Annotated in this window: 11 protein-coding genes; 4 read left to right on the forward strand and 7 right to left on the reverse strand. The window is 68.1% G+C overall.

What is annotated here, in order from left to right:
* Positions 1-93 precede the first annotated feature (93 nt).
* The 4 genes from ACFV9M_RS35030 to ACFV9M_RS35045 all read right to left on the reverse strand — a co-directional run bounded on the left by ACFV9M_RS35030 (position 94) and on the right by ACFV9M_RS35045 (position 3,742).
* Positions 94-1,485, reverse strand: a complete 1,392-nt coding sequence (locus ACFV9M_RS35030) for an ATP-binding protein (RefSeq protein WP_385072293.1) — start codon at positions 1,483-1,485, stop codon at positions 94-96.
* A 27-nt stretch (positions 1,486-1,512) separates the two neighbouring features.
* A complete protein-coding gene (locus ACFV9M_RS35035) occupies positions 1,513-2,202 on the reverse strand; it encodes a hypothetical protein (protein WP_385072296.1) in 690 nt (229 codons plus the stop codon).
* A complete protein-coding gene (locus tag ACFV9M_RS35040; protein WP_046913952.1) occupies positions 2,202-2,510 on the reverse strand; it encodes a DUF6112 family protein in 309 nt (102 codons plus the stop codon). The genes ACFV9M_RS35035 and ACFV9M_RS35040 overlap by 1 nt, the downstream gene beginning before the upstream one ends.
* Positions 2,511-2,596: 86 nt before the next feature.
* Positions 2,597-3,742, reverse strand: a complete 1,146-nt coding sequence (locus tag ACFV9M_RS35045) for a C40 family peptidase (RefSeq protein ID WP_385072299.1) — start codon at positions 3,740-3,742, stop codon at positions 2,597-2,599.
* Positions 3,743-4,322: 580 nt separating this feature from the next.
* Between ACFV9M_RS35045 and ACFV9M_RS35050 the strand changes: the two genes are divergently transcribed.
* Positions 4,323-5,069: a DNA-methyltransferase gene (locus ACFV9M_RS35050; protein ID WP_385072301.1), complete on the forward strand. Its 747-nt coding sequence runs from the start codon at positions 4,323-4,325 to the stop codon at positions 5,067-5,069.
* Positions 5,070-5,165: 96 nt separating this feature from the next.
* Here the strand turns inward: ACFV9M_RS35050 and ACFV9M_RS35055 are convergent, their stop codons facing one another.
* Positions 5,166-6,089, reverse strand: a complete 924-nt coding sequence (locus ACFV9M_RS35055; protein WP_385072303.1) for a DUF5655 domain-containing protein — start codon at positions 6,087-6,089, stop codon at positions 5,166-5,168.
* Positions 6,090-6,165: 76 nt separating this feature from the next.
* Positions 6,166-8,622, reverse strand: coding sequence for a WD40 repeat domain-containing protein (locus ACFV9M_RS35060; RefSeq protein WP_385072306.1), 2,457 nt, complete (start codon positions 8,620-8,622; stop codon positions 6,166-6,168).
* Between the two features lie 200 nt (positions 8,623-8,822).
* Between ACFV9M_RS35060 and ACFV9M_RS35065 the strand changes: the two genes are divergently transcribed.
* The 3 genes from ACFV9M_RS35065 to ACFV9M_RS35075 all read left to right on the forward strand — a co-directional run bounded on the left by ACFV9M_RS35065 (position 8,823) and on the right by ACFV9M_RS35075 (position 11,786).
* The gene (locus tag ACFV9M_RS35065) at positions 8,823-9,083 is read left to right on the forward strand and encodes a hypothetical protein (RefSeq protein WP_385102635.1); all 261 of its coding nucleotides are present in this window, start codon (positions 8,823-8,825) and stop codon (positions 9,081-9,083) included.
* 598 nt (positions 9,084-9,681) lie between these two features.
* Complete coding sequence (locus ACFV9M_RS35070; RefSeq protein WP_385072309.1) at positions 9,682-10,983, forward strand: DNA cytosine methyltransferase; 1,302 nt, start codon at positions 9,682-9,684, stop codon at positions 10,981-10,983.
* Between the two features lie 161 nt (positions 10,984-11,144).
* Positions 11,145-11,786, forward strand: coding sequence for a very short patch repair endonuclease (locus ACFV9M_RS35075; RefSeq protein WP_385072313.1), 642 nt, complete (start codon positions 11,145-11,147; stop codon positions 11,784-11,786).
* Here the strand turns inward: ACFV9M_RS35075 and ACFV9M_RS35080 are convergent.
* Positions 11,763-11,951, reverse strand: coding sequence for a hypothetical protein (locus ACFV9M_RS35080; RefSeq protein ID WP_383495640.1), 189 nt, complete (start codon positions 11,949-11,951; stop codon positions 11,763-11,765). The two genes, ACFV9M_RS35075 and ACFV9M_RS35080, sit on opposite strands and share 24 nt — an antisense overlap.
* Positions 11,952-12,099: the final 148 nt, after the last annotated feature.

The raw sequence follows: 12,099 nt of genomic DNA on the forward strand, positions 1-12,099 counted from the left end.
CGCGCTCTTCTGGAGGACATGGCAGGACTCCGTTTCGGGTGGTCGAGGGAGGGGCGGGCTGGAAGGACGCAGCCCGCCCCCGGTGGTGGTGGGTCAGGACCCGGACGGCGGCTGGTCGGGGTAGACCCAGTTCGTCGGAGTCGGGGAGCCGGTCGCCGACGGGCCGGTGGAGGGCGGCGGTGGTGCGGCGGGACCGCCGGGCGGAGCGGCACCTACGCGGGTCAAGCTGCCGCCCGGAATCGACGCGCCAGCGGGCTGAGGGGCGGAGGGAGGGCCCTCGGAGCCTCCTGCTTCGCTGTTGGCAGGTCGTGTGATCAGCGCGGGGATGCCGGGGCGCTGGATCAGGGCGCGGCCCTTGTCGCCGGAGGCGTTCGGGTCCTCGCCGTACCGGAAGCGGGTCTGCGGCTTCGGAGGTCCGGCGTCGATGCCCTCCTTGCTCAGGTTTCCGCCGGTGGGGTTGATGCCGGAGGCGACACCGTCGCTGCCCGCGCCGGGGACCTTGCTCGGCCCCTGCGGAGCGGGAGTGCCGGTGCCGGCCTGCATCGCGAGGCTGCCCGCGGTCTTCGCCGCGCCTGCGGCGACCGCCATGCCGGCGACGCCGGTACGGTGCAGGTCGTCGTGTCCGCCGCCGTCACTCGCCCAGTGGACGAACTTGTAGGTCGCGTAGGGGCAGAGCAGGACCAGGACCATCACGACGATGCCGGCCATCGCGTCGGAGAGGGCGGCCATTCCGTCCGTGGCGTCGGACTTGCCCATGGCCGAGACGCCGATCAGGAAGACCACTGTCATCAGCAGTTTTGACACGACCAGGGTGGCGGTGGCCTCGATCCACCCCCGCCGCCAGCGCTTGGCGACCTCCCAGCCACCACCGGATCCGGCGAAGACGGCGAGGGCGACCATGATCAGGACGCCGACCTTGCGGGCGACCATCACGCCCCAGTACATGAACGCGCCGATCGCGCAGCCGAAGGCGACCAGGGATGGGATGGTCCAGCCGAGGGCGTACATCGGCCCCAACTGGTTGACCTTGATGACGCGGCGGATCGCGTCGTCCACCGAGGTGTTGGCCGCTTGGAACAGGCCGTCGGACAGGGCGTCGACCACCGTGATGGCGACGGAGGTGAAGGCTACGGCGCAGAAGGAGAAGAGGACGCCGGTCATTGTGCCGATCGCGGCTTGGGCGAGTGCGCGTTCGTCCCGTCGCCAGGCCGCGAGCATCAACTGGATGCAGAACGTGCCGACGGTCAGGGCGAGACCGATGGGCAACAGCAGCTCGTAGTTGTCCCGGAACCAACCGGCGTTGAGATCGATGGCGGTGGTCTCGTTGACGGCCCTGGCGGCGAGATCGGCCGCGCTGGCGGCCAGCTCGCCCGCTGACTTCGCGATCCAGGCCCCGATGCCGTCGGTGACGGTCCCGGCGGGGTTGGTGGCGAAGTCGACGGCGCCGCAGACCTTGTCCATCAGCGGAAAGTCGCAGACTCCCATGGCGGTACCTCCTTTCTGGGGTGGGGGTCAGGGAGCGACGGCCGACAGGACACCGGCCAGGGTGCAGGGCTGGGAGGGACGGCACTGGACCGCGAGGGTGGTGACGCGGTTCTCGGCGCCGCCGTGCGACGAGCCTTTCCAGGCGATCGACTGTTTGCCGGAGACCGTCACGGCGTAGACGTACGCGGTGGTGATCGCCCCGGGGTCCGCTTGCAGGGCCTGGGTGAACGAGTCGGGGAAGTGCGCCTCGTTCACCTTGGCGGTGGCGAACTGGCCGTTGGCGGCCATCTGCTTCCACAGCGCGCGCGAGGGGACGAGCGCGTCGACCGAGGCGGTGTCGGCGTACTTCTTCTCGCTGGTCAGCCACCCGCGCAGGGCGGCCACCAGCTCGCGCTGGGAGTAGGCGCGGGTGTCGTACGACCACAGCGCTGCGGCTGCCGCCTTGCCGAAGGCGATCGGGTCGTGCGTGGACGGGGGCACGGGGAGGTCGCCGCGGCTGCCGTGCGGTCGTGACGAGGCGGAAGCAGAAGCGGTCGGGGAGGAGGGGGAAGCCGAACTCACCTGCGGTGCGGGAGCTTTGGAGGAGGTCCTGCCGTCGCGGGTGAGGTAGGCGGCCAGGCCGGCGAGGGCGACGAGCACCGCCAGGACAGCGGTGCCGAGCAGCGCCCGGCGGCGCACGCGAGAAGCGCCGCCGGGGTTCGTGGAGCGGGAAGACATCAGCGGACCTGGCTCCCCAGCGTGCTGAAGAACGCCACCACGCCGTTCGCGGCACCCAGCAGGAGGGCCGCGCCGGCGCTGACCAGCACGCCCTTCTTGCCGTTGGCCTCGGCCTGGTGGCCGCCGGAGTGGTGGCCCCAGGCCCACACGCCCGCACTGACGGCGAGCGCGCCGACCACGGCGATGATCCCGAAGAGGTTGATCGAGCCCATCACCTGCTTGAGGACCGACAGACCCGGCAGCCCGCCCTCGTTCGGCTTGATCCCGGGGTCGTAGGCGAGCTGGACGACCTTGTCGACGAGGTACATAGTTGTGAACTCCAGTTCGATTTAGTGCACGCCAAAGCCCGAGGGGGCGAAGCGCCAGTGCAGGAGGGGAGGGGGAGAAGCGCCGGTCAGACGACTCGGCGGGCCGCGAGGATCTGCGGCTTCCAGGACGCGAGGGTCGCGAGGCGGACCACGTCGCCGGTGCGCGGGGCGTGCACGATCAAGCCCTGGCCGACGACCATCCCGACGTGTTCCGGGACTTCGGCAGTCCCCTCGGTGAAGACGAGGTCACCGGGCTGGAGAGCGTCGACCGATACCGGCTTGCCCTCCTTGACCTGCGTGTACGTCGTCCGCGTAAGGGTGACCCCGGCGGCCTTGTACGCCTGCTGCATCAGCGAGGAGCAGTCGCAGCGGCCCATGGGGTCGCTCCCGTGGGAGTCGGTGCAGCTCCCACCCCACTGGTACGGGGTGCCGAGCTGGCCGAGCGCCCAGCGGATCGCCGTCTGGACCTTGGGCGGAGCGTCTGCCGGGATCTTGTATCCGGCCGGCACCGCGCCGGGCGGGATGGTTCCGAAGTCGGTGCCGTCCCCGCCGGCCGTACAGCCGCCCGCGGTACTCGACGCAGCAGTGGCCGTGCTGTCCGAGCCGGACGGCGAAGGGCTCGGCGACGTGCCGTCGGCCTTCGACAGCAGCGGCTCGATCGCCTGCTGCAAGGCGGTGGCCAAGGGCTCCCACTTCGCGTAAGCCTCGGGGAAACCGGACCTCTGCACCGCCTGGGCAGCCTGGGTGACGGACAGGGACTGCCAGCCCGAGACCTTTTCCAACGCCTCGTAGAACTTCGTCGAGGCGTGCACCGGGTCGAGGATCTCGTTCGCGGTGCCCCAGCCCTGCGACGGTCGCTGCTGGAACAAGCCCAGTGAGTCGCGGTCGCCGTAGGTCAGGTTCCGCAGGCCGCTCTCCTGCAGGGCGGTCGCCAGGGCCACGATCTGGCCACGGGCCGGGATGTTCATCGCGACGCCGGTGGCCTGGATGGTCTTGGCGTTGGGGATCTGCTCGGCAGGGTCGTCCAGGCCCGGCACGGAGACCGTGCCCTTGCCTCCGCCGTCCAGGATCGCCTTCACCTGAGCGGCGACGGCTGAGGTATCCACAGCCTGTGTACCGCCAGCCGAGCAGGAGGCCGAGGCACTCCCGGCCCCGACGGCGAGGATCGGAACGGCCAGCAGGAGCGGACCGGAGGCGAAGAGACCGACGACTGCTCCGGTGGTCTTCTTCATCGCCGGCGCCGTTCGCCGGGGCGGACAGCCCGGCCGGGCAACGGTGTTGGGTCAGGGCGTGGGCGTATCAGGGCGTGCTGCATCGCAGCGGCTCCTCGCGGTTCGTAGGAGGCGCGGTGCCGATTTCTCGTGCAAAGCCGTCGACACCGCGCCGATGTGAATCCCGCCTCTCAGGGCGGGCCCGGGTCAGGGGAGTTGGTAGCTCCCGGACGCCGGTCTCAGGTCATGCGCGGCAGCCAGCCGCGCTCGTAATCTCAGGCGGTACACCGGGTCTCCTCACGGCTTCGGGAACGGGTAGTCAACGCGCCTTCCGGCCCGCGTTCTTGGACGCGGAAACACGGATCAGCACAGTTCAGCAGGGGTGGAGCCGGGCTCCGCCTCGGTGACGTGGCGAGACAGTAGACCGGGATTCCGGCCGCACCAAACGACCGCCGAACCCGGGCCCGAACCACGGCACAGGCTCGTTAGGCGCGGCCGGAAATCGCGGCTAACCTCCGGCGCAATCCCGCTCCGAACGGCTGCCGTTGACCGCCGTCCGGGGCGGGCCCAGTCCCGTCGTGCCCTGAAAGAGGCCCCGCACATGAGCTACACGCTGCACCGAGGCGACGCCCTCACCGTGCTGAAGACCCTCCCGGACGAGAGCGTCAACGCCGTCATCACCGACCCCCCGTACAACTCCGGCGGACGCACCAGCTCGGACCGCACCGGCCGCACCGCCCGCGCCAAGTACGTCACGGCCGGATCGGCGCACGACCTGCAGAACTTCCCCGGTGAGAACCGCGACCAGCGGAGCTATCGAAGCTGGCTGACCGCGCTGCTCACCGAGGCATACCGGGCCGCGACCGAGCACTCCGTCGCCATGGTCTTCTCCGACTGGCGCCAGGAGCCCACCACGTCCGACGCCCTGCAGATGGCGGGCTGGACCTGGAGCGGAACGATCCCCTGGATCAAGCCCGCCAGCCGGCCCCGCAAGGGCGGGTTCAAACAGTCGGCCGAGTTCATCATCTGGGGCGTCAAGGGCAGCCTCGAAAAGGACCGGGACCTCTACCTGCCCGGCCACTTCATCGCCTCCCAGCCCCGCAAGGACCGCGTCCACATCACCCAGAAGCCGGTCGAGATCATGCAGCAGCTCGTGCAGATCTGCCCCGAAGGCGGCACCGTCCTCGACCCGTTCACCGGCAGCGGTTCCACAGGCGTCGCCGCCCTCCGCGAGGGTCGGCAGTTCGTGGGGGTCGAGCTGTCCTCGCATTACGCCGACGTCGCTGAAGCGCGGCTCCGAGCGGAGCTGACCCAGGACGACTTCGTCCTGGCAGGACCGGAGGCGTGAGCATCAGAGCGACCGGACCGGGGCCGACGGACCGCAGACGCAAAAGGGCGGCTGGAGCATCGGGAAAACGATGCACCAGCCGACCTTCCTCTTGCGTCAGGCCGCCTCGAACGCCCGCCGGATCAGCGGTCCCGCCTTCTCCAGGTCAGCTGCCGAGGCGATACGCACCTCCAGGTCGCCGGTCCCGAGGTGGCCGATACCGCGCATGTCGCGCGAGAAGCCCTCCTCCAGCTCGACCGTGTCCGGGTCGATCTTGAGGTAGACCAGGATCGCCTCGTGCTTCGGACGGAAGATGACGGAGGCGACGTTCACCATCCGGCGGTAGGCGATGTAGTGCCGAAGCTGAGCCACCTCAACCTCGCCCCAGGCGGTGAGGGCCTCGTCCAGCTCGGCGTACAGGTCCTGCAGGCAAGCGGGAGCCGCGCTCGGAGGCGCCTGGACCGACCCAACGCTGGCGCCGGTCGCCATCTCTTTCTGCCGACTCCGCCGCCGAGCCGGAGCGGGACTGGGAGTCCCAGATGTGGACTCGATCAGCAGCAGGCTCAGCAGCTCGCCGTCGAAGACGCGGTAGCGCACCAGGTCGATCCGCTCTTTCAGCCGGTGCACGGCCACCCGGTCGTGGTGCGAGAAGTTGGCCGCGATGCAGACCATCCGCGGATTCCGCCAGTCGATCGCCTCGGTGGCCTCGGAACCCAGCTTCTCCTTGACCAGCGCCTCGAACTCGTGACGTGCGGAGTCCAGCCACGACAGGTAGGAGACGGCTTGTGAGAGGACACCCCTGTCGGCGCCCTTCTTGTATTCGATCAGCGCAGGCGTGCCGTTCTCGTCCAGGCCGAGCGAGTCGACCCGGCCCCGGTGCCAAGGCCCAGTCGGGTACTCCGACGCCAGGAAACGGATGCCGAGCATGGCCTCCATGTTGGCCTCGATCAACCGCTGCAGCTCGACCTCCACCCCCACGGACGCTCCCGAGACCTCGATTGCCCGGCCGCCGCTCACCCTGAAGACCTTTAGATCGCTCATGAGCCTCCCCGCCCCGCCTTGATCGCCGGGAAGGAACAATGGAGGCCAGGAAGTATTTATTCCGGTCCCTGCCGGATCAGCCCTGATGTCCGGCGAGACCGCTCATCGCCGGAGGCACCCACAACCGAACGGTGCGGTCGACACTGGCGGTGGCGAGCACGGTGCTATCCGGCGAGAAGGCGACCGCTGTCACGGCGTCGTGGTGGCCGGTGAGAGGTTCGCCGACGGGTTGGTGGGTGGTCGGGTCCCACAGGCGAACAGTGTGATCGCTGCTGGCTGTAGCGATCAGACCGCCGTCGGGAGAGAAAGCCAGGGCCGCGACAGCGTCGTTATGGCCGGTCAGGGGTTTTCCGTCGGGTTGGTGGGTGGCCGCGTCCCACAGTTGAATTGAGTGATCGTCGCCAGCGGTGGCGATCAGACTGCCGTCTGGGGAGAACGCGACAGAGCTGACGGAGCCTCTGTGACCATCCAGGAGTTCGCCTCTCGGCTCATGGCTGGTGGCATCCCACAGGGACACTGTGCCGGCATCCGTGGCGGTGGCGATCAGACTGCCATCGGGGGAGAACGCGACCCCAGTAACGAGCCCGTGATGGCCGGTCAGCGGGGCACCGGCGGTTTGTCGGGTGGCAGGCACCCACAGTCGTACGGCAGCACCGTCATTGGCGACGGCGAGCAAGGTCCCGGTGGGCGAGAAGACCACCGACGTGATGGGGCCGAGGTGGTCGGCCAAGGGGCTACCCGACGCCGGTACCCGGGCAGCCGCGTCCCACAGGCGTACCGAGCCACTCTGGTCCGCTGTGGCGATCAGCGTGCCGTCGGGGGAGAAAGCCACCGCCCTCACGGAGTCTCGGTGGTTCGTCAGGGGCCTGCCGACTGGTTGCCGGTTGGCTGGATCCCAGAACCGCACCGTGTCGTCCGCACTCGCCGTAGCGAGTTGGGTTCCGTCAGGGGAGAACACCACGGACCAGACCGCGTCGCGGTGCCCGACCAGAGGCGCCAGAGAGATACCTTCGCCGTTCTTGAGCGCGGTGAGGACACTTCGACTGGCGAGGCCGCGCGCGGTCAAGAGGTCTATGCGGGCGCGCAGTTGGGTATTCTCGGCGATCAGGTTTTCGGGCGAGTCCTCTTCATGCCCTGCACGCTCTGTCGAGACAGGCGCGAGCTCGGCGTACTGGGCTTCCCACAGCCGCACCGTGTGATCGAAGCCGGCGGTGGCGAGCAGGCCGCCGCTGGGGGAGAACGCGACGGCTGTGGTGGAGCCGGTGTGGCCGGTCAGCGGGGCTCCGACGGTCTGGTGGGTGGTCGGGTCCCAAAGACGGACCACGCCGTCGAGGTCGGCGGTGGCGAGCAGGCCGCCGCTGGGGGAGAACGCGACGGCTGTGGCGGAGCCGGTGTGGCCGGTCAGCGGGGCTCCGACGGCCTGGTGGGTGGTCGGGTCCCAAAGACGGACCATGCCCTCGTCGCTAGCGGTAGCGAGCAGATCGCCGCTAGGGGAGAACACCACGGATCTGACGGGGCCGATATGGCCGATCAAAGGCTTGCCGACTGCTTGTTGGGTGGCCGAGTCCCAGAGACGCACCATGCCATCGAAGCTGGCGGTGGCCAGTAAAGCGCCGTTGGGGGAGAACGCCACCGCTGTGACAGAGCGGGTGTGGCCGACCAGCGATTTGCCTACGGCTTCGTAGGTGTACCGATCCCAGAGGCGTACCTCGCGGTCGTAGCTGGCAGTGGCCAGCAAAGTGCCGTCGGGGGAGAACGTGACGGCCGTGACGGCGACCTCTTTCGTAGTCGGGAGTACCCCCGCCGCTTCACGGGTCGCCGCATGCCAGAGCTGTACCGTGCCCATGTCGCTGGCGGCGGCCAGCAGACCTCCGTCCGGGGAGAACGCGACGGACCTTACGGTCGTGGTGTGGCCGGTCAACGGCTGGCCGACCGCTTGGCGGGTGGCTGGATCCCAGAGTGTCACGATCCCGGCCGCACTGCCGGTGGCCATCAGCTCGCCGTCGGGTGAGAACGCCACGGACCATACGAAGCCGGAGTGAGGAAGGACCGGTGGTGAGTGACGAAACCTCAGGGGCTGACGGTTCTCCATCGGCGCGGGCGTGTCCGTCGGCGATGCCGGAGCTTCGCGCACTTGTGCTGAGCGCTGCGGAGCGTCGTCCACGACCGGCGGCTGCACCGACTCGGGCGTGGGCGGCGCGTGGCGGGCCTCGTCACGTAGGTTCGCGAGCCGGGTCCAGTCCGTACGCCAGGGCTCGACCCTTGGATCATTCCGGCCCACAGGGTGCTGGTTGTCGTTCGCGAGACTGAGTAGCGTTCGGACGAGGCCGATCAGGAAGTTGATGCTCGGCAAGCGTTTTCCGCCGAGAACCTCACTGATCGCGGAGGCTGAGAGCGACTGTCCAGAGGGTGCGGCACTGCTGATGTCGCGCAGGGGGTGGTCGCCGCATTCGATTCGCAGTTTCCGGAGCTTGGAGGCGAAGTCCGCTAGTTCTCGTTGATACACGACTGCGGAGACGTCCTCATGCGCCACGTACGTCCCCCCGATGGTCTCTGGGACTCAGCGTACGACGCTGGTTGCCGAACATCACCGAATTCCGCTGAACACCACCATACAGAGTAGGTGTTCGCCCGAGGTGCCAAGCCGTACGGCGATGGCCTGCGACGACCGGGCTCATCCGGGTCTGTTCGTGCTGTGGGGGACGCGGCGGGTGAGGCTGGTGTGCTGGGCGCATGGATGAAATCGATGAGCCCACGTCGCCCGCCACTTCTCCGGCCGTTCCCGCGCCTGTACCGGTACCGGAGGCATCGACCCGTGTACCGGTACCGGAGGCACCGACCCGCGATCGGGTACTTGATCTGGTCGCGCTGCTGATCCTGATCACGTTGGCGACGGGCGTCTTCATGCTGGCCGGCCCCGAGGCGTTCACCGCGGTCACCAGCGTCGGGCTGGGCCTGTTCGCGGCCTGGCGCGGTAGGCCGCCGCGCCCGTGAACCGCTCGGTACGCGGGGAGGGGGCCGGCGGCAGGTGGTCACAGCGGGCGTCGCCGCGGCCCCGATCAGGGCGCTACGCGCGGGCGGCCGCCAGGCTGCCTCGTGTAACCCGTCGATCGGCGTCCGATGCGGGCCGGCGCGTCGGGCGGGTGCATGGCGTCGACTCCATTCCAGAGCCGACCGGCTCTGCGGCTCTCTCCCCCGACGAGGGCGGGAACGTTGGCGGTGGGCTCGGACGAGTCGTCGCGCGAGCCGGTCGACCACGGTCGGCGTGCGACCTCATGTGACCTGGGCCATTCGCGGCGAGGGGTGGGGCTGGAACGGCCAGCAGATGATCTCGGTGACTTGCTTGATCGACAGGTCGTGGAAATGCGCGAGCCGGAAGGGGGGAGGGTTTCCTCACCGACCTGGTCACGCTCCCTACGGACACCGCTTGGTCTCGGACCCGAGGGGTCCGCCCCCTGGTCCACGGGCCCCGCGAGGGTCTTCGATAACCGCTTGGATCACCGGTCGAACCACCTTCGGCCAGTCGTGGGAATGAGGTGAACTTTCTCTAAAACCGTCACACGCATCACAATTTCCGCGGTATGCTTTCGCAATGTCTGAACTGCAAGAAGAGCCAAAGCGGGATCGCACCGGGGTCGAGCTGTTCGCGGGCGCGGGCGGCCTGGCGATGGCGGTCCATGGGGCGGGCTTCCGGCCATTGCTGTTCAACGAGTTCGCCCCGCGGGCGTGTCAGACCTTGGAGGCGAACGGGGCCAAGCTTCGAGGAGACGAGGAGCGCATCCCTGAGCCCGGGGAGCCGTGGCCACTGGTGGCGGGGGATGTCCAGGAGCTGGATATGAGCTATCTGCTCGGTCGTGTGGACGTGCTCGCTGGCGGCCCGCCGTGCCAACCGTTCAGCCTGGGCGGGATCGCCAAGGGGGACGAGGACAAACGCAACATGTTCCCGCAGATGTTCAGGGCGATGCGTCAGATTCGCCCCAAGGCCGTCATCTGCGAGAACGTTGTCGGGCTACTCAGGCCATCGTTCAAGCCCTACCTCGACTACATCTTGCGCGAGTTGGAGATGCCGTTCGAGCTGCGCGATCCGGAGGCTACTTGGCAGGAGCACGACCAAACTCTCGTCGATGCCGCGAGTAAGGCCGCCGGTGACCCTTCGGAGCGCTACAAGGTGGTGATGACACGCGTGAACGCCGCCGATTACGGGGTCCCCCAGATCAGGCACCGCATCATCATCGTCGCCTTTCGGGAGGACCTCGGGGTCGATATCGACCAGTTCAAGGAGGATGTGCTTCCCCAATACTCACAGGATGCGCTGTACCGGTCCATGCTCGACGACTCCTACTGGAAACGTCACGACGTGGACCCGCGTGTGCGCGCCCGGGTCATGGCCAGGATCCCTAAGGACGTTCCACTCGAATCGGATGGATCGAAGCCCTGGCGTACCTTCCGGGACGCTATCGCTGGCATCGATGAGAACGAAGGCAGGCCCCTACCGAAGATCCCCTGGGACAGGCTAGACCGTCGTGAATATCGCGCCGGGGGGTTCACCGATCACATCGGATGGCCCGACGCACGGATCTACAAGGGTCATACGCCCAACGAACTGGACCGTCCAGCCAAGACCGTTAAAGCCGGCGTGCATGGTGTCCCTGGCGGCGAGTCGGTCATGCTGACTGATGAACTGGAAACCCCCGGAGGCACCACCTACCGGCACAGGTATATGACCGTGCGCGAGACCGCCCGCGTCATGACGTTCCCCGACGACTGGAAGCTCGAAGGCCCTCGGGGGGAGAAGATGCGGCAACTGGGCAACGCGGTCCCGGTGAAGCTGGGGGCGGTTTTCGCCGAGGCGGTAGCCAAGGCCCTCGATGCGGCGCCGGGGCCAAGGTCGTGAGCGATATGTCGAAACCACATCAGAACCGGTGGAACGACAAGTTGCCCCCAGATCGTGCCTGGAAGGGGCGGGCGGGACGGACTCGGAAAGCTCTGTCCGCCGAACAGGACAAAGCGGCGGGTGGTCGCCATCGGCGGGTGGTTGATCTAGGCGATGGACGCGTGGCTCACGCCTCCGTCTCGTTGAGGATCCTGCCCAAGACGCGGCGCATCCGCGCGTCACTGCGTTGGGGCGATGGTCGGAAGTCCCCGGAGCGCTACCTGGGTGAGGTCGAGCATGACACCCGTGCGGCCAATCTCGCTGAGGGGTGGCGGCTGGCCTGGGCTAAGGGCCTCTTGAGCGAGGAGACCTTGCCCGAAAACTCTACAGCCTCGACTCCGGCGGTCCGTGCGTCCATGAAAGGCAACCGCGGAAGGGACACGAAGCCCGAGAAGGTCCTCCGGTCACTTCTCTTCAAGGAAGGGCTTCGCTACCGGGTCAACACGCCGCCGATCCAGGGCCTCCGGCGTAGCGCGGACGTGCTGTTCCCGAAGGCCAGAGTCGCGGTCTTCGTTGACGGTTGCTTCTGGCACGTCTGTCCGGAACATCACCGACCAGCGACCAAGAACACGGACTTCTGGAGGGAGAAGTTCGCCGATAACCAGCGGCGGGACGCTGAGACCAACCGGATCCTGGAGGAAGCCGGCTGGACGGTCATCCGGGCTTGGGAACACGAGGCGCCGGATGACGTGGCCCGGCGGGTTATCTCAGCGGTCCGCGGTGGGACCGGCGAAGTGTACTTACAGCTCTTCGCCGAGCAGTAGGTCATCGATGGCGTCGTTCAACCTGCGCAGAACGATACGGCCGTCACCATCGCTGTACGCGAGGACGGGACTCTCCGTATCGAGACCTGCCTCGGCGAGAATCCCCAAGGGAATCTGCACACGGCCGCTCGCATCGATGGTGACTTGCGCGGGTTCCCGGATCATGAGGCGAGTCTCGCACGCGTGGGCTTCAGGCACTCCTCGGGGCGGGGCGGGGCGGCATCACCAGGGGGTTCGAGATCTTTGTCCCGCAGGTGTCGGTGCCGCCCATTAGGGTTGACGGCATGCTGATGGATGCTCCAGGAGCGTGCCT

This window comes from Streptomyces sp. NPDC059895 (genome assembly GCF_042731035.1).
Lineage (GTDB): Bacteria > Actinomycetota > Actinomycetes > Streptomycetales > Streptomycetaceae > Streptomyces.